Here is a 21135-nt window from a genome sequence, read left to right as displayed (position 1 = left end):
TATACGTCATCCTTGACCGCTTAACGAAAACATCCATGTTTTCGATACCCTCAGCCGCATCTACACAGGGTTATTTTATCTCTCCGATTTAGCCTTGTTCGTATCACTTGGCAATCAAAAGTTAAATCGTTTTTGGACAAAAGTGAGTTAGCAAACTCACCAAAGTAGTTATCGATGGGTTACTTCAAGTATGGGTAAACTTATCTAAAGCACAAAAAGAAAAGGTTGTCCTTCGGTAATCCCCCCGAAAAACCACGGTGTTCATAAGTAGAATTTTCTCGTAATCTGTAACTAGGAGATTCTCAATGAAAAAATCAAGATTTAGCGACAGCCAAATACTATCAATTCTTAAACAAGCTGATGCAGGCTCACCTGTTCCAGAGCTTTGCCGTGAGCACGGTATGAGCAGCGCCTCTTTTTACAAATGGCGCTCCAAATATGGCGGTATGGACGCCTCGTTAATGGGACGACTTAAAGAGCTAGAAGATGAAAACCGTCGCCTTAAAAAGATGTATGCAGAAGAGCGACTCAAAGCCGAGCTGATCCAGGAAGCCATGGCAAAAAAGTGGTAAAGCCGTCTCTGCGGTGCGAGATGGCAAGGAACGCCGTAAGCTCTAGGGAAGTGAGTATCCGTTTGGCCTGTAGCACCTTCCACGTCAGCGAAAGTTGCTATCGCTACCAGCCTAAAAACTCAGACGAAAACGCTGTCATAGCTGACTGGCTAATTCGATTGACGAACAACCAACGTAACTGGGGTTTTGGCCTGTGCTTTCTTCATCTACGTAACGTCAAAGGCTTTGGTTGGAACCATAAACGTGTTTATCGAATTTATCGTGAGCTTGAGTTAAACCTTCGTATCAAACCTAAGAAGCGATTGGTTCGTGAAAAACCACAGCCACTAGCGGTACCTGAAAAAGCCAACGAATGTTGGTCAATGGACTTTATGCATGATCAACTTGCAGACGGCCGTTCAGTCAGATTATTTAATGTGATCGATGACTTTAATCGAGAAGGGTTAGCTATCGAAGTGGATTTTTCTTTGCCAGCAATCCGTGTGCAAAGAACACTTGAGCAGATCATTGAGTGGCGTGGAAAACCGAAGTCTATACGGTGTGATAATGGGCCTGAGTATATCAGCAGTTTACTTGTAGCTTGGGCTGAGAGGCATCAAATAGCGCTTTGCTATATCCAACCAGGCAACCCTCAGCAAAACGCCTATATCGAACGCTACAATAGAACTGTACGTTATGATTGGCTATCTCATTACCTGTTTGACTCTGTGACCGAGCTACAAAACTTTGCAACTGAATGGCTTTGGGTTTATAACAATGAACGACCAAACATGGCATTGGGAGGAATAACCCCCATGCAGCGTTTAGCCCAAATTAACAAGTCTACTTCTGAACTCCATTAAAAATGGGGGGATTACCCTTCCCATCCGCTTTTCAGGCTTTACCATGCATAAATCTAGACTTTAAAATACTTATCCTCTTGAGATAGCTCTAGAACAATATAGTCTTTGTATTTCTGATAATCGCCTTTTTCGAGTTGGCTCACCAACATCGATACGACGTGCTGACCAGACAATTGTATGGATTCATCAAATAATTGGCGTATATGCTTAATATCTACTTCGTCGATTGAGTCATGTACCACAAACGTAGGTCTTAATAGGTTTAGTGAATCCACTGACTTAATATACGACAAGTCAAATGTGATTGCTTCAAGACGCTTCAAACCCCCATCGTTATTTGACTGGATGTCATCTACAGAAGGTTGGCAATCACCGTTAGTAGTATCTAAGTTCAGATTAAAATTATATTCGATCCCGTAGAAGATCTTGGTATATGCTTTGAAGTTTTTCTTAAACTCTGTTTCGAAAGTGAGAACATTTTGAAGTTCACCAGACAGCTTTTCTGATAACTCTTCTAAATTTTTTGTTTCTTGTTCCAGTCTGGTTTCAATGCTGTCTTTTTTCTCGACTATAGCATTCAACTCGATCAGAGTTTTATTTAGCTTACCAATTCTTATAACCGAATCAGATATTTCATCGATTTTCTTCTTGGACTTCAGTTCAAGATAAAGCGATGACTTTTTCTTTTCTAATAACTTTAGGTTATCAGTAGCTTTATGTAGTTTTAATTGAAGTTTTTCTAAACCATCAGTAATGAACTCACTCTTTGTGTCAAGTAAATGGTTATGAAAGCGCAGTACGCTATCATAATCTCTAATGACTGAATCCATCTTAATAGCCGCATAGCCGTATATGGCTTCTAACTCACTCAGCAGTTGGTGGTTCTGGTTGGTCTCAAATAGTCTCTGAGTCTTGGTGATATTATTAACTTTAAGCTCTAATGACAAAATCTGATCTGATAGGTTATTTTGCTCATTATCAATGCTGTTGATTTCATCGATGATTGCTAGCTTATCAGTATTGTTCTCACTTAATAATAGAGATTTTTCTAACTTACCGAGTTCTTTTTTGATGCTCTCGATGGTACCAATAATTTTGTCATCTTTAATGATACCGTTAAATGAGGTCAATTTCTTTTTATAGTTATCGAGTAAGGTTTTAAACTTCTGAATTTTACTCAGAATTTCAGTGTCTTCGACGTTAAACAGGTACAAAAATAGTGTATTACGGTCTGCTTGAGAAATAGGGAACTTATCATCATTGAACTTGACTGTTTTTGTCATTCTATTCGTATCTGTTCTCAAAAACTTAGGGGCTAACTTTCTGAGAGTAGGCTTAGTAGAATGTACATTGAACATCGTCTTCAATATGTGGGTGTTGTATTCTTTCTTAGTTTTAACTTCACTATCGACGTAATAGCAAATGTCAGACGCTTCTATAGCTAGGGTTCGTTTGATTTCAGTGATGTTACTATCTAACCCAATGTATGAAAGGGATGAGGTGACGTTATGCTCTTCAAATAATTGCTGAATACTTGGTTCAGCAGTACCGAATTCTTCATCTACGTATATAGGGTTGATCGAGCCATCTAACAAGAAGTCTATAATACGGCCAGGAACAGATTTACCTATCTGGTTACCCGATAAATTCGAATCTCTTTTGTTAGTAATGATGTTTAGAGTATCCTTAAACTCGATCTCTCTAATTACATTTCCATCAACTTTTGTTATTAGTTTTAGTAGCTTCATTGATGAAAACCTCATCATTTTTATGTGTGATAGCGGAAATAGTGAATAGCCAGTCTAACGTTAGGATCATGTGGTCTATAGAAATAAACAGTTCTCTTTCCCCCAATTTCATCAGGCGAGCGACTTTCATCTTTCGGTTTTTTGTTTCATGAAGACATTTCAAAACAAAAGCGCCAATATAGACAATATTGATTTCTGGATTAGAACCTTTAATCGGTATCATTAGGGTTCTCCAGTACGTAGCATTCAACAAAAGCATGGGCAATCACAACGTTGATCCCAACAGACATCTGTTCTTTGGTGAAAGTGATATTAGAAGACTTGTAAAGGAAATTGTTTAGTTGCTTCTTAACATCGTCGATAATTTCATCGGCATGTTTTTTGACCTCATCCATGTTGGGTTCCCAAGCATCAATGTTGAACTTGCTCAATGCGGAACCGTACATGTCATTCAATATCAACATTGTCGTTTGTTTTCCATTGACGACGTTCTTTTCAATGATGTTGTACGCCGATTCAATGTGGGAAGAATAACTCTTGTACTGAAGAACTATTTTTCTATTTTTTTTGAGTTGGTTGTGTTCGATTTTGTCTGAAACTTTAGGTGGGAATGAGCGATCCCTGATGTCTATAGTGACGCCAACCTGAGATATCTTACTAATGATGTCATTGATGATAGAGTCAACCTTAGACTCCGGTGGCTCCGCACTATTGAAGTCGCCTTTCACCTCACCGATATTGACTAACGTTCCAGTCATACTCTTACTTTACCTATCTCATTGATTGAGATTGAAGTCACCATTTAATACACCTGTATTGATGTTGGTTTTACCTTCTTGCTTGACGTCTTGTTGATTGCCGTGGGTGCTGTTGTTTTGGATGCTGATGACCTTCTGCTCTAGCTTATAGTTGTTGGTTTCGAGCTTTTCGCACTTAATCTTGAACTTGTTCTTTGCGCTTTGCTGTACCAGCGCATAGATAAAACCAACGACAGAGCAAACCCAAGCAATTGCTACCCCAAGAGGGCTAGAAAACCAAGCTATAAACTCATTCATATAATTTAACACCATTAAATGGAATGAGTTTATAGAATTTTTAGTAGGTTTACTACAGATTAATTATAACCTTATGTTTTAAATCAAGCTTTTTTGTATTGAGTTTATAGGAAAGATGGGAGTAATTGCTCATAATCACTAACTCCCTCAGGCTATTTGCAATCATTAGCAAAAGTATAGATAAACGAAGTTCTACTAACCATATACAGCTAAAGCTCTAAGTGATTTTGGGGCAAAACCTTCTTAGATTTTAATTCTCAAGTCACACCAAATACCGTCAAATCGAAGAGAGAAAATAACCCAGTGTAAGCGCGGTTTTGGCCCTTGGTGGCAGGGATGCCACCGTGGAGCGTATAGGGACATATTCACAGCGTGCCAAAAGAGTGCTTGCACACAAGCTCACCGCAGGTGATTGATTGCTATGAAGGTACGATCTTCAAGCTCACTTAACCAATTCCCACCCAGCCAAACGCTACTTAAGCTAAATGAAAAAATGCCAGACCTTCACTCCAAGGCCAACCCATTTTGGGGCAAAATCAAGCCAGTTTTTTATTCCCCCTTCCGACATCCGCCAAATCGAAGAGACGTTGAGATACCGAGTGTAGATACGCCGGTGAGCTTCCGAAACAGGGATGTTTCGGCAGAGCCTAAAGGGACTTATTCACGGCGTGTCACAGGCGTATCTGCACATCCCTCGCCGGGCAGGCGTTAGATGGCGATAAAGGTATGACCTTCAGGCACACACCCCAATAACAATGAACCAAAAGAGAAAATGTAACCAGCCTTCATTCGAAGGCTAACAAGTTTTGGGACAAAAGCACGTTAGCTTTCTACTCGCCACTCACACCAAATGAAGCTAAATCGAAGAGATAAAATAACCTAGTGTAGATGCAGCTGCGGACGTTGATGGCAGGGATGCCATCGTCGAGCCTCCAAGGATGGATTCACGGCGTGGAGCAGAAGTATCTGCACATACCCTCGCAGGGAAGCGATAGATAACAATAAAGGAATAACCTTCATACAAACTAACCAATACCAACTCAGCCAGAAGCTAAACCAAAAAATGTAATCGGCCTTCATTCCAAGGCCAACCCTCTTTGGGACAAAAGCACGTTAGCTTTCTACTCGCCACTCACACCAAATGAAGCTAAATCGAAGAGAGAAAATAACCTAGTGTAAGCACGGTTTTGGCCTTCGAAATCATGGCCGAAAATGTTCCAGACATTTTTCTGCATTCCCAAGATCTCTGTAGATCAGATGATTTCGCAGAGCCCACATGGAAGTGCTCACAACAATATCCCTATCTAAAAGCCAGTTCGGCATCCCTGCCTCTCGTTCGTTAGCATGAAGCGATGCTTCACTCACCGTGCCAAAAGAGTGCTTGCACACAAGCTCACCGCAGGTGATTGATTACTATGAAGGTTCGACCTTCAGCTCACTTAACCCATTCCCACCCTGCCAAACGCTACATAAGCTAATCCAAAAAATGCCATCCCTTCATTCCAAGCCATATTAATAGCAATCTCAAGTGAAATTTTATCCGAGTTCCATCCTGATAGTGGCGGGGATCCGTACGAAAAGACAGATAAGTCATATTGCCATCGTTGTAATTGGCTAAACTTTGTTTATGTAGCTGCTTGATCATCTACTCATAACCTTTTTGCTAGCTTGTATTCCTTTATCTAGACTTAAGCTACTACCCTGAATTGAGGAGAAGGTTTGAAAATCATTATATGTCACTGTTATTTATTGCTCGCTTTATTACTTAGTCCCGTCTTTGCCGCAGATGCGCCGTTGCAGCCTAACTATCGATTTGCATCGATAGAGTACTTGCTTGAACAAGAGTTAGCACGAGAAGTGATACCACTGATTTATCGCGGCCTTGGATTTAGTGTCGAAGTATTGCCTTTGCCTGGTAATCGGGCTCAGTATGCCGCAGTGTCAGGGAAGCTGGACGGTGAAGTGATGCGTATATGGCGCTATGGTGAAGAACATCCTACTATGTTGCGCGTCCCAACGCCGTACTATTATCTTAAGACTATGCCTTTTGTTCGCGCTGACAGTGGCATTGTTATCCGCAAGCCTAAGGATCTGCAACCGTATAGGGTCGTGAAAGTAAGGGGCGTCAAACATACCAATAATATCACTGAGGGGTTGCCAAGAGTGCTAGATGTTGACAGTACAAAGATGATGTTTGAGTTACTGCGCAGTAATAAGGCTGACGTGGCGCTAACCAATCACCTGGATGGTCAGATTAATATCAAGCGCTACCATTTCGGTAATATTTCTGAGATGCCTGCTCATTTGGGGCACCGTGTGCTTTACCACTATTTACATCCTAAACATGCTAGTTTGCTACCAGTCATTGATGCCGAGTTTAAGCGCCTTGAAGACGCTGGCGAGCTCAGTGATATCATCGAGGCGGCTGAGACTCGAGTGATTGCACACCAGCTTTTACAGTAATAGGGGCTGCCCCACTGTATCAATATACATAGTGGTATCGTTTTTGGCCGAGTAGGGCAGCGTTATCGAGTTCAGTAAAATCACTTAACATCCCTAGCTCAAAAAGTGTTGTGCCCAATACGCCCGTTTTGCCATGAACGTTTTGCTAAGCGTGGCATTTATAATCTAGATAGTAGTATTGCTCTGCTTGTTATTTGCTAAGCTTTGTTTATGTCGTTGTAAGAGCATTGGCTTACAAGCCTTTGCTAGGTTGCACTGTTTTCTCTAAATTGAATCTTGGCCTTAAAGTAAGGGAAACGTTTGAAAATTATATTTGCTTGCTGCGCTTTATTGCTGGTGCTGATAACTCAGGCTGCCTGCGCTGCTGATAGTCCGCTACAGACAAGCTACCGGTTTGCGTCTATTGAGTATTTGATAGAGCAAGAAGTGGCGCATGAAGTGATCCCTCAGATTTATCGAGGCTTAGACATTAAGGTCGATATATTACCTTTGCCTGGCAATCGTGCTCAATACGCTGCAGTGTCGGGAAAAATGGATGGCGAAGTCATGCGAATATGGAGCTATGGGGAAGACAACCCCAGCATGTTACGCGTGCCAACCCCCTATTATTATCTTGAAACCATGCCTTTTGTGCGTGCTGATAGTGGTATTTTGATCCGTGAACCCAAGGATCTGCAACCATATCGCGTGGTGAAAGTGAGGGGGGTTAAGCATACCAATAATATTACTGAAGGCCTGCCATATGTGAGAGACGTTGACAGTACCAAGATGATGTTTGAGTTATTGCAGAATCATCAGGCTGATGTTGCATTGACGAATAATCTAGATGGGCAGATCATGATACAGCGCTACCATTTTGACGATATTGCCGTTATGCCAAATCATCTGGGTCGCCTTGCGCTTTACCATTATTTGCATCCTAAGCATGCTAGCTTGCTACCTGTGATTGATGCAGAGCTGAAACGTCTTAAAGCGTTGCCAACCCTTAATAATATCATTAAGGCGGCTGAGATCCGTGTTATAGAACGACAACTTTTATTTGAATAACCTTCCTTTGTGGATGCCAAGCCATCTCGTGAGTCAGATGCCCGAATAACGACTTTGGGGTCAATCAGTATTCATCGCCCTAACCTAACTCTTTTCTGCTGCCTCACTCTGATATAGCGCCACTATTAAGGTAATTTCGCAGCTAGGAAATCGACCATTAATCGTACTTTTGGTGATAAATGACGATTATGAGGGTAGAGCGCCCATACGCCTTCGTTGGGTTCTTGGTATGAATTTAACACAGGCACCAGTGCGCCAGTTTCAAGATCATGACTTATGTAGTAATTGGGCAACTGTGCTAAGCCTAATCCTTTCAACGCAGCATCTCGTAAGCCGTGACCAGTGTTGCATTGTAGTGTACCCGCCACTTTAATCTGCCGTTCACTCCCTTGGTCAATGAATCGCCAATAGTCATGATTACCCATTAAACAGTTGTGTTGACTCAGCTCTGATAGCGTATGAGGTTCGCCAAAACGTTTAAGGTAGGCTGGGGAGGCGCACACAAAGTTTATTCGCTGGCTAATGCGTTTTGCCATTAGGGTCGAATCTGCCAATTTTCCAATTCTAATAGCAAGGTCGATACCCGCATCAATCAAATTAACTTGCCGGTTTGTCAGCTCCACATTGATATCCACACTGGGGTAATTTAGCATGAAGTCATTGACGATAGGCAGTATATACTTTTCCCCGTAAGCCACTGGCGCGGTTATTTTTAGTAACCCTTGAGGCGTACCTTTTAAGCTGCTTAGGGCTCGTTCTGCTTCATCTAAGCCGTCGAGCACCTGCCGACAATGACGGTAGTATAGGGAACCTTCTTCGGTTAGCGATACTTTTCGTGTCGTGCGATACAAGAGCTTGGTATCTAGCCTGCGCTCCAATGCGCCGACTTGGCGGCTAACTTGCGCAGTGGAGATCCCAAGCCGTTTAGCCGCAGCAGTAAAGCTATCTGTTTCTGCGACCGCAACGAATTCACATACTCCTTCCCAACTTTGCATTATTACTGTCTCGTAAAAATCATTTGCAGATTGACTAGATTATCATTCATATAGAAACAAATACAATAGGTGTCATCGTAAGGCCAGAAATACTCAGTCAATTGCCACACCGGTTGCTCACAAAGCGACTAAATTGTAGGTGGCGCATCTGCATCATCGAGGGAGTTAGAACCATGTCAGATAAATTTATTAAGTCAAAAGCCGCTATTGCTTGGGGCCCAGGTCAGCCGCTATCGGTAGAAGAGGTGGATGTAATGTTGCCTCGTGCCGGTGAAGTGTTGGTGAAGATTGTGGCAACAGGTGTTTGTCATACCGATGCATTTACCCTCTCAGGTGATGATCCCGAAGGCGTTTTTCCTGCTATTTTAGGTCATGAGGGTGGTGGTATCGTTGAGATGGTGGGTGAAGGTGTCACTAGCGTAAAAGTGGGGGATCACGTCATTCCGCTTTACACCCCAGAATGTGGTGAGTGTAAGTTCTGTAAATCGGGTAAGACTAACCTGTGTCAGAAAATCCGTGAAACTCAAGGTAAGGGACTAATGCCCGATGGCACCACACGTTTCTATAAAGATGGTGAGCCTATTTTCCATTACATGGGCTGCTCTACGTTCTCTGAATACACGGTTTTACCTGAGATCTCATTGGCAAAAGTGAACCCTGAAGCCCCGCTTGAGGAGGTGTGTTTGCTAGGTTGTGGTGTAACAACCGGCATGGGGGCTGTACTGAATACTGCCAAGGTTGAGCCGGGTGCGAGCGTGGCGATATTTGGTATTGGCGGTATTGGTCTGTCTGCCATCATTGGAGCCACCATGGCAGGTGCTACGCGCATTATTGCCGTTGATATTAATGACAGTAAGTTTGAACTGGCACGCCAACTTGGTGCCACAGATTGCATCAACCCAAAAGACTATGACAAAGCTATTCAAGAGGTGATTGTTGAGTTAACCGATGGTGGCGTTGATTACTCTTTTGAATGTATTGGTAATGTCGATGTTATGCGCAGCGCGTTAGAGTGTTGTCATAAAGGCTGGGGCGAGTCGGTTGTTATTGGTGTGGCCGGTGCAGGGCAAGAGATCTCAACGCGTCCATTCCAGTTAGTGACAGGCCGCGTGTGGCGTGGTAGTGCCTTTGGTGGCGTAAAAGGGCGCTCAGAGCTGCCTGAGATTGTTGAAAAATACTTGCGTGGCGATTTCAAGTTGAGCGATTTCATTACCCACACTATGCCGCTTGAAGAGATTAACAGCGCTTTTGATCTGATGCATGAAGGCAAGAGTATTCGCTCTGTGGTGCACTTTGATAAATAACCGTTAAGCGTTAATCCCGAGCGCGACCGGTGAAATGTTGGTCGCGCAAGGTTAGGGACAGAAAATGACGATAGAAAATATTAGTAGTACTAAGAGTTTTGCCGGGTGGCATAAACAATATCATCACCAGTCGGGTGTGCTTAATTGTCAGATGCGCTTTGCGATTTACTTGCCACCTCAGGCGAGTGAGCGCAAGGTGCCTGTGCTGTATTGGTTATCAGGCTTAACCTGCACCGATGAGAACTTTATGCAAAAAGCTGGGGCTATGCGCATTGCCGCAGAGCTTGGCATCGCCATTGTGGCGCCAGATACCAGTCCGCGCGGACAAGGTGTTGCCGATGACCCTTCTGAGAGTTATGACTTGGGCTTAGGCGCAGGTTTTTACCTGAATGCCACACAAGCACCATGGCGTGAGCATTATCAGATGTATGACTATGTTGTGCAGGAGTTACCTGAACTAATTGAACAACATTTTCCTGTCAGTAATGTCAGAGCCATTGCTGGGCATTCGATGGGCGGCCATGGCGCGTTAGTTGCTGGTTTACGTAACCCTGAGCGTTATCAGTCGATATCGGCATTTAGCCCGATAGTTAATCCGATAAACTGTCCATGGGGTCACAAAGCGTTTTTAAACTACTTAGGTAAAAACCGCGATAGTTGGATGCAGTACGATGCTTGTGAGTTGATGAAAGCGTCAAGCAGCGATATACCAGTGTTGGTGGATCAGGGAACAAGTGACAATTTTCTTGAAGAACAGCTTAAGCCCCATGCGTTAATCGAGGCGGCAGCGATAAATGAATACCCGTTAATCTTGCGTATGCAGGAGGGCTATGATCATAGCTACTACTTTATCGCGAGTTTTATTGAAGAGCATTTACGCTTTCATGCTAAGCACATGGGATAAGGGTTATCTGGTCATTAAAAAGCCGAACTTTAGTTCGGCTTTTTTGTATCGGGTACACGATAAACGATAGGTTTTAGCGGTTAAATTTCCACTCTGTCCATCTCAAGTTGTTGTAGTGCTATCACAGCTTGGGTGCGGTTGCGTACGCCAAGCTTTCTAAAAATTGCCGTAGCATGGGCCTTAATGGTGGCTTCAGAGACGCCTAAATCGTAGGCTATCTGTTTGTTTAGCAGCCCTTCGGCAAACATCTGCAACACTTTATATTGCTGAGGCGTTAGGTCGGCAAGTTTGGCTGCCATCTGATCGGTGGCGTCTTCATCTATCTGCTGCAGTTCCACATTGGCAGGTAACCAGATATCTCCGTATAACACGGCCGTGAGTGCATCGGCCAAGGTTTCCATAGATGATGATTTGGGAATAAACCCAGCACTGCCGTAATGCACCGCTCGACTGATTGTCATGGCATCTTCATGGGCTGAAATGACCACTACGGGTAACTCAGGAAAATGTGTGCGCAGATGAATGAGGGTCGAGTAGCCGTGAGACCCTGGCATCTGCAGATCCAATAACACTAGATCGTATGGGGCGTCAGTTTGCTCTAACAAGGTTTGCAGTGCGTCAGCACTATCTGCTTCAAACCAGTTGGTTTGCGCAAATGATCCACTTAATGCTTGCCGCAGGGCGTTTCTAAAAAGTGGATGATCATCGGCGATGATGATATTTAAATTTTCTAGCTTCATTGCTTTTTGATTATCTTTGTTGCACGTGAAGGTGAACACAATGTAACAGATAACAGGCTTAATATTCTACGGATTTTGATTGCGCTGAGGATAAATTTTAAAACAACATCTCAACCATTAGACTTAAGTCTAATGGTTGAGATGTTAAATGGGGAGTGGTTTTGCTAAGAGTCGGTCACCGCGTGATTAGCTGGATGCTAATGTGTTTAAGCACCCGTCCAGACTTTAGTCGGTTTACGCTCCTCATCGACGGCAACAAAGGTAAATACACCGCGAATAGCGTGTTCACGCAAGTCTTGATACATATCTTCGACAAAAATATTAACTTCGACTTTTAGTGAGGTGTTACCCACATGGATAACTTTGGCGATGATCTCTGCTAAGGTGCCCGCAGGAATCGCCTTATTAAAATCAATTCGGTCAGAACTTACTGTGACTAGAGGTTTGCGGCAAAATCGAGTGGCAGCAATAAACGCCGTTTCATCCATCCAAGCTAAGGCTTCACCGCCAAATAAGGTGTTGTGGTGGTTAGTGATTGAGGGAAATATCGCTTTAATAACGCGAGCTTCTGATTGCTCAATACGAGCGCTAACCGCGTCAGAAAATTGAGGCGGTGTTTGAGTTAGGGGCATACGGCAACCTATAGGTTATGCATTAAATACAGTTCAAGGTTTAGACACTAAACACTTGCTGGGTATACAAGGACAAAAGGCTTCGATTAAGAAGCCTTATATTGGGATCACTAAGATTAAGCGAGCTTATTGATACGATGACGAGAGGCTTTGGCGAGTTTGCGCAGCAAAGTTTCAGACTCGCTCCAGTTTAAGCATGCATCAGTGATGCTTTTTCCATAAACCAGTGGTTCGCCTGCTACCACTTTTTGATTACCCTCTTCGATGAAGCTCTCAGCCATGATACCGGCAATGGCTGTTGAGCCATTTTCCATTTGGCGAATAATCTCATCAGCGACAACCAGTTGTTGTTGGTGCTGCTTTTGACTGTTGCCGTGGCTAAAGTCAACCACCATACGGTGAGAAACACCTACAGCGGTAAGCTGATCTGCAGCGGCTTCAATGTCGGCTTCATGGTAATTGGGTTGCTTGCCACCACGTAAAATAATGTGGCCATAGGGGTTACCACTGGTGCGGTACACTGCCATGGCACCATCTTTATCTGGCGAGTAGAAGATATGTGGCTCTTTAGCGGCGCGTACAGCATCGATAGCAATATTGATATTACCGTCAGTACCGTTTTTAAAGCCTACAGGGCAAGACAGCGCTGACGCCATCTCTCGGTGAATTTGGCTTTCAGTGGTGCGTGCACCCACTGCACCCCAAGTGATCAAGTCGGCTATATACTGGCCGTTTACCATGTCTAAGAATTCAGTCGCAATAGGCAGCTTAAGCTCGGTGATCTGCTGCAGCAGATGACGTGCTAGACGCAGACCCTTGTTGGCGTTAAAGCTGCCATCAAGATCAGGGTCGGATATCAAGCCTTTCCAACCGACTGTGGTGCGTGGCTTCTCAAAGTAGACGCGCATCAAGATACATAAATCATCTTTGAGCTCGTTATGTAGCACAGCTAAACGTTGAGCGTAATCAATCGCGGCATCAGTATCATGGATAGAGCAGGGGCCAATGATCACTAGAAGGCGCTTATCGTCGCCCGTAAGAATTGCTTCAACTTCTCGTCGTTGTTGTACTAAGTAGTCGGCGGCGTCTTGAGTAAGCGGGTATTCAGATGCGAGTTTTGCAGGTGAAATGGCCTTACATAGTAATGTGGTGCGTAGTTCGTCTGTTTTAATGGTCATTCAGTATACCGAGCATGTGTCTTGGCATTTCGCCTTATTGCCTCGGATTATAACCAATAGTTTGATGCTGCACAGTGCCTAAAACATGAAAATTACCAGTATTTGTAGACAACTGTGCAGTTGGGCGAAGATTTTTAGCTAATTTGGCTACCAAATTTGATGCCAATTTAAAACATGTGACGAGCCAACCCGGTTTTGTCGAGGATCTTGGTAGCGATCTCTTCAACTGAGTGATTGGTCGTATTAACAAAGGGAATTCGTTCCCGTTTGTACATCATTTCGACCTCTTTGACCTCAATACGACATTGGCGCAATGACGAGTAGCGGCTGTTTTCCATGCGGCTTTGACGGATCTCATGCAAGCGGACTGGATCGATCGTTAGACCAAATAGTTTGTGTTTATTCTTTTTTAACGCCTCTGGCAGTTTTAAGTTGTCCATATCATCTTCGATAAAAGGATAGTTTGCGGCTTTTATCCCAAACTGCATTGACAGATAGAGGCTACTTGGGGTCTTACCACAGCGTGAAACGCCCAATAACACTAGGTCTGCCTTGTCTATATGTTTGAGTGTTTGGCCATCATCATTTTCCATAGCGAAATTAATCGCATCGATACGAGCCTCATAACTATGATTGCCTTTACCGTGGGTACGATGCACCACAGGCGAGGCTTTGACACCGAGTTGATCCTCTAATGGGGCGACGAAAGTGTTCAAAAAATCATAATCTATGCATTCGCTACTATAGATGATGTCTCTGATCTCCGCTTTTACAATAGAATGGAATACAAGTGGTCGTTCACCTGTTGTAATAAAACAATCATTTATTTGGGCCTTCACGGATTCAGCTTTCTTAACTGTCTCTACAAATGGAATGGTAAGCGCTTCAAATTCAACTGGAAATTGAGATAGAACGGCGTGACCAAAAACCTCTGCTGTGATCGCCGTCCCATCTGAGATATAAAAGACTTTACGTAACATTCTGACCTCTTGTAGTAATAAAATTACAAATAAAATTATACATTTACGCGTGTTGTTAGGGAGTGTAAAATGCCGCTGCCCTCGTGTGAAGGGCCACACTGAAATAAACTTGCGGAGATAGAACTGTGCAGCAATATGTACTCTGGTATCAAGAATTAGGCATGGGTGACGTCAACAAGGTCGGCGGTAAAAACGCTTCTCTTGGGGAGATGATCAGCAATCTAGCTAATGCAGGTGTTCAAGTGCCTGGTGGCTTTGCGACCACCTCTTTTGCGTTCAATGAATTTCTTGAACAAAGCGGACTTAACCAGAAGATATACGACATTCTAGACGCTCTAGATGTAGATGACGTGAATGCACTCGCTACAGCCGGTGCACAGATCAGACAGTGGGTTATCGATACCCCATTCCATAGTGAATTCGAGCAGGTTGTACGTGAGTCGTATGACAAGCTTTCTTCAGAAACTCAAGATGCATCTTTCGCCGTGCGTTCATCAGCAACCGCTGAAGATATGCCAGATGCTTCTTTTGCCGGTCAACAAGAAACATTCCTGAACGTGAAAGGTTATGATTCTGTACTGGTCGCAATTAAACACGTATTTGCATCGTTATTTAATGACCGAGCGATCTCATACCGTGTACACCAAGGCTATGACCATAAAGGCGTAGCACTTTCTGCAGGTGTACAGCGTATGGTTCGCTCAGATACCGCAGCATCGGGTGTAATGTTTACCATGGATACTGAGTCGGGTAACAACGATGTGGTATTTATTACATCATCATTTGGCCTAGGTGAAATGGTAGTGCAGGGTGCGGTTAACCCTGATGAGTTTTATGTACACAAGCCAAGTCTAACTGCTGGTCACATGTCAGTGGTTCGTCGTAACATCGGTAGCAAGCTGATTCAGATGGTTTACTCAGATGACTTAAGTCATGGTAAGCAAGTTAAGATTGAAGATGTTGCTGCTGAAAAGCGTCGCCAATTCTCCATCAATGATGAAGAAGTCATGGAGCTTGCTAAACAAGCGATGGTCATCGAAAAGCACTACGGTCGTCCAATGGATATCGAGTGGGCAAAAGATGGCAATGACGGCAAACTTTATATCGTTCAGGCTCGCCCTGAAACTGTCCGTTCTCGCGAAGATGTGCAACTCATTGAACGCTACCACCTTAAAACTAAAGGTGATGTGATTGGTGAAGGTCGCTCAATTGGTCATAAAATTGGTAACGGTACTGCTAAGGTACTGGCTTCTATTGAAGATATGGACCAAATCCAAGAAGGCGATGTACTGGTTACCGACATGACTGACCCAGATTGGGAGCCAATCATGAAGCGTGCTAGTGCGATTGTCACGAATCGTGGCGGCCGTACTTGTCATGCCGCGATTATCGCGCGTGAACTAGGTGTACCTGCAGTTGTGGGTTGTGGCGACATCACTGACAAGATTAAACATGGTCAAGAAGTCACGGTATCTTGTGCTGAAGGCGACACTGGTTTTATCTACGAAGGTATTCAAGATTTCGAAGTGATGTCATCACGTGTCGATTCAATGCCTGAATTGCCAATGAAAATCATGATGAACGTGGGTAACCCTGACCGAGCGTTTGACTTTGCTCGTCTGCCTAATGAAGGTGTTGGTCTGGCGCGTCTTGAATTCATCATCAACCGTATGATCGGTATTCATCCGAAAGCCTTGCTAGAGTTCAACGACCAAACTGCTGAGCTACAACAAGAGATCCACGAGATGATCGCAGGTTATGAATCGCCTGTTGAATACTACGTAGCGCGTCTGGTTGAAGGTATTGCGACTATCGCATCGGCTTTCCATCCGAAGAAAGTGATTGTACGTATGTCAGACTTTAAGTCTAACGAGTACGCTAACTTAGTCGGTGGTGACCGTTACGAGCCAGAAGAAGAGAACCCAATGTTGGGCTTCCGCGGTGCGAGCCGTTATATCTCTGAGTCGTTCCGTGACTGTTTTGCTCTTGAGTGTGAAGCGATTAAGCGTGTACGTGGTGAGATGGGTCTGACGAACGTTGAGATCATGATCCCATTCGTACGTACCCTTGAAGAAGCGGCGCAAGTGATTGAGCTACTTAAAGAGGAAGGCCTTGAGCGTGGTAAAGATGGCCTACGCGTCATCATGATGTGTGAACTACCGTCAAACGCCTTGCTTGCTGATCAGTTCCTTGAGTATTTCGATGGTTTCTCTATCGGTTCTAACGATTTAACTCAGTTGACCCTTGGTCTTGACCGTGACTCAGGCATCATCAGCCACCTGTTTGATGAGCGTAACCCAGCGGTGAAAGCCCTATTAGCGATGGCAATTAAGTCGGCTAAAGCGAAAGGTGCTTATGTTGGGATCTGTGGTCAAGGGCCTTCAGATCACGCTGACTTTGCAGCATGGCTAGTTGAACAAGGTATCGATACTGTATCACTAAACCCTGATACCGTTATCGACACTTGGTTATACCTAGGTGAAGCTCACGGATAATTATTCTTGAAATAGAATAAGCTAATTCGATAAAAGCCGCTTTTTAGCGGCTTTTTTTTGTTTATAATGGCTGCACTATTTTAATAACGATAAAGACAGAAACCACCATGCTACCTAAGTTATCTCATCAACAAACGCTTGAGCCTGTGTATTTTGATTTTCTCGACGCATTGGCCGAGAGTGGCTTTACGGGCGATATCGATAAACGCTATAGCGCGCGTCTTGCTCAGGCAACGGATAACTCTGTCTATCAATTTTTACCTCAAGCGGTACTCTATCCAAGAAATCAAACCGATATACGCATAGCACTCAAGCTGGCGGCCTCTGCTGAATTTGAAAAAGTGGTCTTCAGTGCGCGTGGTGGCGGCACGGGAACCAATGGCCAGTCATTGACTCATGGGTTGATCTTGGACTTGTCGCGATACATGAACCGCGTGCTTGAAGTGAATGCCGATGAGGGCTGGGTGAGGGTAGAAGCGGGCGTCATTAAAGATGCGCTCAATGATGCGCTGCGTCCACACGGTTTTTTCTTTAGCCCTGACTTGTCGACCTCAAACCGCGCAACCTTGGGGGGCATGATCAATACCGATGCATCTGGGGCAGGTTCACTGGTATATGGTAAAACCTCGGATCATGTATTGGCGCTTTCAAGCGTGCTTTATGATGGCAGTGTATTGGAAACCGGACCGTTGAACCATGAGGGGTTACAACTGCTCGAGCAAAATGCCTCGCCATCGCTGGGTCAGCGTTTGCAAAGGGATATTGCTAACTTGACGCTGCAACATCGTGATGAAGTTGCGGCGCGATTTCCTAAGCTTAACCGTTTTTTAACCGGTTACGATTTAAAAAATGTGTGGAATGAGTCATATGATGAGTTCAATCTTTCACGCATTTTGACGGGGTCAGAAGGGACCCTTGCGGTGATCACCGAAGCTAGGTTAGATATCACGCCGCTGCCAACAACGCGCATGATGGTGAATATTAAGTATGACTCGTTTCAATCGGCGTTGCGCCATGCTCCCGATCTGGTGAAAGCCAAAGCGACCGTGGTTGAAACGGTTGACTCAAAAGTGCTTAATCTCGCCAAGCAAGACATTATTTGGCATTCAGTTTCGTCATTGATAGAAGAGGTGCCAGGCAAGTCTATCGACGGTTTAAACATGGTCGAATTTGCGGGGGAGACTCAAGAGGTCGAAGATAAGGTCAAGCGCTTGTGTGAGCGGCTTGATACACAGATTGAAGCCCAAACTACGGGGTTGCTGGGTTATCAGATCACCGCCGATAAAGGCTCTATCAATACTATTTATGCCATGCGTAAAAAGGCGGTAGGCTTGCTGGGCGCTACCAAAGGCAGCCGCAAGCCAATAGCTTTTGCAGAAGATACAGCGGTACCACCAGAAAAACTGGCAGATTTTATCATGGAGTTTAGGGCCCTGCTCGATAGCCACAACTTACAATATGGCATGTTCGGTCACGTCGATGCCGGTGTGTTGCATGTACGTCCCGCATTAGACATGTGTGATCCCGCTGATGAGCGGTTGCTTAAAACGGTATCGGATCAAGTGGCGGCCTTAACCCTTAAATACGGCGGCTTAATGTGGGGCGAGCATGGTAAAGGCGTTCGCGGTGAATACGGCCCTGCCGTGTTTGGTGACACGTTGTTTGGTGTGCTCGAAGAGGTCAAGGGCCTGTTCGATCCGCTCAATAAACTTAATCCTGGTAAGTTAGTTGCACCCAAAGAGAGTGGCGCACTGTATTACAACGTAGACAGCGCTAAGCGTGGTGCTTTTGATCGACAAATTCCAGTTAATACTCGCGAAGCCTTTCCTGATGTGATGAACTGTAATGGCAATGGATTGTGTTTTAATTACAGCGTCTACTCGCCTATGTGTCCTTCGTTTAAAGTCACTGGAGATCGAGTGCAATCGCCTAAAGGGCGTGCAGGGTTAATGCGCGAGTGGTTGCGCTTATTAGAGTCAGAAGGCGTGGATGTTGAGGCGTTGGCAAAAGCTAAGCCATTAGGCTGGCTACAACGCACTCAAAACACGTTAAAGATGGACAGAGAGTATGATTACTCTCATGAGGTGATGGAGTCATTAAAAGGTTGTTTAGCCTGTAAGGCTTGCTCTTCTCAGTGTCCCGTTAAGGTCGATGTACCAAAGTTCAGAGCGCAGTTCTTTAATATTTATTATCAGCGTTACCTGCGTCCAGCGAAAGATTACCTTGTTGCGGGGATTGAGGACTCTTTGCCTTTGATGGCGATGATGCCAAAGATCACCAATGCCGTGTCGCAAAATCCGCTTAGCCAATGGGTCATTAAAAAGTCTTTAGGCTATGTTGATGCACCTGCTTTATCAGTACCAACACTGAAACAGAAACTTGAAAACCATTCTTGTCGTGGTTATGACCTCGCGGCACTTAATCAGATCCCAAGCGGTGAGCGGGATAAATATGTGCTGGTGGTTCAAGATCCATTTAATAGCTTCTATGAAGCTGAGACGGTTTATCACTTTATTAAACTGATAGAGAAACTGGGCTATAACCCTGTGCTGTTGCCGTTTAAACCCAATGGTAAACCAATACATATCAAAGGGTTTTTATCAAAATTTGCCAAGACCGCCCAGTCGAGTGCCGATTTTCTTAATCAGGTGTTTTCTCTTGGTATGCCAATGGTTGGTGTCGATCCTGCGATGGTGCTTTGCTATCGCGACGAGTACCAAGAGGTGCTGGGTGATCACCGAGGAGAGTTCAATGTGCTACTGGCCAATGAGTGGTTACTTAAGGTGGTTAATGAGCGACCAAAGAGTAAGGAGATAACACGTAACTTTACCTGGTTCAGCCATTGTACTGAGTCCACTGCAAAACCCAATACTGGTAATGAGTGGAAAGTTATCTTTGAAAACTTGGGCGCAACACTTAGTACGGTCAATCTTGGTTGTTGCGGTATGGCGGGTACCTATGGCCATGAGAGTGATAACCAGACACGTTCTAAAGCATTGTTTGATATGTCCTGGGATAGCGCCATAAAACAGCTTCCGAGGGAGCAAATCTTGGTATCGGGCTATTCATGTCGTAGCCAAGTGAAACGGTTTGGTGGCTTTAAACCTCAGCATCCAGTACAGGCGCTCTTAGCACTACTAAATGATGAATGATAACAATTCGGCTCAGCATCAGTTGCAAACACTGATGTCGAGCCAAAACTTATGTCATGAGCAAGCGCTGTTTGAGATTGATGCACAAGGCAACTGCTTCTATCAGCAAGGCCCACTGCCTGACAAGTTCAGTCGGCTATTTTACTCTATTTTACACGGTATCGATGGGCAGTTTTTATTGATCACGCCAGTTGAGCGGGTAAGGGTAGAGGTGGCGGCATTTCCATTACTGATTGTCGATTACAATGTGGCTCAAGACGGGCGACTGTGTTTGACAACATCTATTGGCACTGAGTTTATCGTCGAAAATCATCATGCCTTTGAGATCCAAGCGCAAGATATCTTCGTATCATTACCAAGAGGATTGTCGGCAAAGCTTGGCCGTGCTTGTTACTATCGATTTGTAGATGAGTACCTGCTCGATAGCGATTAGCGCGACTGTTGACAATATTTATCTTGATTTAAGGTTAGGTAAGTTGCTCTTTGATAAGACTAATGGATTTCGTTACCAAATTTGTTGCCATCTTACCTAGTTTCTTGATCATCAAGTGGTAATATTAAATGAAATCTATGGATTTTAGGTGGGAGGTGCTGATTGAAACATTATGAAAGTTTGGGGTACTTAGTGTCTCACCTCAATATCGAGCTTCAAAAAGCGTTGGATGAGCGACTTAAGCGCTATGAATTAGACATCAAGTTATGGCCTGTGCTGTTTGCCCTATGGCAAGAGGAGGGGATAACGCAAACTGAACTGTCTAAGCGTTGTGATGTGGCAAACTACACAATGACGCGACTCTTGGATCAATTACAGGTGCAGGGGTTAGTGACACGTCATCAAGAAGCAGACAATCGTCGTGCTTTTCAAATTTTCCTGACAGACAGCGGTAAAGCATTAGAGCAAGATTTAGTCCGTGAAGCTGAACGCGTCAATGAGCTGTTTTTAGCCAATTTAACCTCAGAAGAGTCTGTCGATTTTATTCGTTTATTGAACAAGGTGAATCGACTTAAGGCTGATGACACTCAATAGT

The 21135-nt window shown here is 44.2% G+C and carries 18 protein-coding genes; 9 read left to right on the top strand and 9 right to left on the bottom strand.

The genetic code is table 11. The annotated features are described in order from the left end of the window. Positions 1-305 precede the first annotated feature (305 nt). Positions 306-1414, top strand: a protein-coding gene (locus BEL05_RS02555) for an IS3 family transposase (protein WP_139151799.1) whose coding sequence is annotated in 2 segments (ribosomal slippage) — positions 306-558 and positions 558-1414 — 1110 coding nt in all. Because the reading frame shifts where the segments join, the coding sequence is not laid out codon by codon here. A 53-nt stretch (positions 1415-1467) separates the two neighbouring features. On the opposite strand, the gene BEL05_RS02550 is transcribed toward BEL05_RS02555, so the two are convergent. Genes BEL05_RS02550 through BEL05_RS02535 form a run of 4 tightly spaced genes read right to left on the bottom strand, consistent with a single transcriptional unit; the run spans position 1468 to position 4217 of the window. Further along, complete coding sequence (locus BEL05_RS02550) at positions 1468-3162, bottom strand: DUF2326 domain-containing protein (RefSeq protein WP_069670167.1); 1695 nt, start codon at positions 3160-3162, stop codon at positions 1468-1470. Then, positions 3131-3385, bottom strand: coding sequence for an ABC-three component system middle component 6 (locus BEL05_RS02545; protein ID WP_069670166.1), 255 nt, complete (start codon positions 3383-3385; stop codon positions 3131-3133). The genes BEL05_RS02550 and BEL05_RS02545 overlap by 32 nt, the downstream gene beginning before the upstream one ends. Next, a complete protein-coding gene (locus tag BEL05_RS02540; protein WP_069670165.1) occupies positions 3372-3920 on the bottom strand; it encodes a hypothetical protein in 549 nt (182 codons plus the stop codon). The genes BEL05_RS02545 and BEL05_RS02540 overlap by 14 nt, the downstream gene beginning before the upstream one ends. 18 nt (positions 3921-3938) lie before the next feature. After that, positions 3939-4217, bottom strand: a complete 279-nt coding sequence (locus BEL05_RS02535; protein WP_069670164.1) for a hypothetical protein — start codon at positions 4215-4217, stop codon at positions 3939-3941. Positions 4218-5936: 1719 nt separating this feature from the next. Between BEL05_RS02535 and BEL05_RS02530 the strand changes: the two genes are divergently transcribed. Next, positions 5937-6680 (top strand): substrate-binding periplasmic protein, encoded by a 744-nt coding sequence (locus tag BEL05_RS02530; RefSeq protein ID WP_069670163.1) that lies wholly within the window; start codon positions 5937-5939, stop codon positions 6678-6680. 300 nt (positions 6681-6980) lie between these two features. Then, positions 6981-7727 carry a substrate-binding periplasmic protein gene (locus BEL05_RS02525; protein ID WP_245686923.1) on the top strand — a complete coding sequence of 249 codons (747 nt, stop codon included), beginning with the start codon at positions 6981-6983 and terminating at the stop codon, positions 7725-7727. Between the two features lie 125 nt (positions 7728-7852). On the opposite strand, the gene BEL05_RS02520 is transcribed toward BEL05_RS02525, so the two are convergent. After that, positions 7853-8722, bottom strand: coding sequence for a LysR family transcriptional regulator (locus tag BEL05_RS02520; RefSeq protein WP_028764782.1), 870 nt, complete (start codon positions 8720-8722; stop codon positions 7853-7855). Positions 8723-8895: 173 nt separating this feature from the next. Between BEL05_RS02520 and BEL05_RS02515 the strand changes: the two genes are divergently transcribed. Then, positions 8896-10026 (top strand): S-(hydroxymethyl)glutathione dehydrogenase/class III alcohol dehydrogenase, encoded by a 1131-nt coding sequence (locus BEL05_RS02515; protein ID WP_028764783.1) that lies wholly within the window; start codon positions 8896-8898, stop codon positions 10024-10026. Between the two features lie 64 nt (positions 10027-10090). Beyond that, entirely contained in the window at positions 10091-10930 is an 840-nt protein-coding gene (gene fghA, locus BEL05_RS02510) for an S-formylglutathione hydrolase (RefSeq protein ID WP_028764784.1), read from the top strand. 80 nt (positions 10931-11010) lie between these two features. Here fghA and BEL05_RS02505 read toward each other — a convergent pair whose 3' ends face one another. From BEL05_RS02505 to ppsR, 4 genes are all read right to left on the bottom strand, one after another. Beyond that, positions 11011-11670: a response regulator transcription factor gene (locus BEL05_RS02505; RefSeq protein ID WP_028764785.1), complete on the bottom strand. Its 660-nt coding sequence runs from the start codon at positions 11668-11670 to the stop codon at positions 11011-11013. A gap of 206 nt (positions 11671-11876) precedes the next feature. After that, the gene (locus BEL05_RS02500; protein ID WP_028764786.1) at positions 11877-12302 is read right to left on the bottom strand and encodes an acyl-CoA thioesterase; all 426 of its coding nucleotides are present in this window, start codon (positions 12300-12302) and stop codon (positions 11877-11879) included. A gap of 116 nt (positions 12303-12418) precedes the next feature. Next, the gene (locus BEL05_RS02495; RefSeq protein ID WP_028764787.1) at positions 12419-13480 is read right to left on the bottom strand and encodes a 3-deoxy-7-phosphoheptulonate synthase; all 1062 of its coding nucleotides are present in this window, start codon (positions 13478-13480) and stop codon (positions 12419-12421) included. A 167-nt stretch (positions 13481-13647) separates the two neighbouring features. Further along, positions 13648-14460 (bottom strand): posphoenolpyruvate synthetase regulatory kinase/phosphorylase PpsR, encoded by an 813-nt coding sequence (ppsR, locus tag BEL05_RS02490; RefSeq protein WP_028764788.1) that lies wholly within the window; start codon positions 14458-14460, stop codon positions 13648-13650. 125 nt (positions 14461-14585) lie between these two features. On the opposite strand from ppsR, the gene ppsA reads away from it, so the two are divergent. The 4 genes from ppsA (at position 14586) to BEL05_RS02470 (ending at position 21134) form a co-directional block, all read left to right on the top strand. Further along, positions 14586-16955 (top strand): phosphoenolpyruvate synthase, encoded by a 2370-nt coding sequence (ppsA, locus tag BEL05_RS02485; RefSeq protein WP_069670162.1) that lies wholly within the window; start codon positions 14586-14588, stop codon positions 16953-16955. A 107-nt stretch (positions 16956-17062) separates the two neighbouring features. Beyond that, complete coding sequence (gene ydiJ / locus BEL05_RS02480) at positions 17063-20107, top strand: D-2-hydroxyglutarate dehydrogenase YdiJ (RefSeq protein WP_069670161.1); 3045 nt, start codon at positions 17063-17065, stop codon at positions 20105-20107. Continuing rightward, positions 20097-20540 (top strand): DUF1285 domain-containing protein, encoded by a 444-nt coding sequence (locus tag BEL05_RS02475; RefSeq protein ID WP_139151802.1) that lies wholly within the window; start codon positions 20097-20099, stop codon positions 20538-20540. The genes ydiJ and BEL05_RS02475 overlap by 11 nt, the downstream gene beginning before the upstream one ends. A 162-nt stretch (positions 20541-20702) precedes the next feature. Continuing rightward, positions 20703-21134: a MarR family winged helix-turn-helix transcriptional regulator gene (locus BEL05_RS02470; protein ID WP_069670160.1), complete on the top strand. Its 432-nt coding sequence runs from the start codon at positions 20703-20705 to the stop codon at positions 21132-21134. The last annotated feature ends 1 nt before the right edge of the window (position 21135 follow it).

The sequence above is a fragment of the Shewanella colwelliana genome (assembly GCF_001735525.1).
Lineage (GTDB): Bacteria > Pseudomonadota > Gammaproteobacteria > Enterobacterales > Shewanellaceae > Shewanella > Shewanella colwelliana.
The sequence above is the reverse complement of the archived record's forward strand: the minus strand, read 5'-3'. Positions and strand labels throughout refer to the sequence as shown.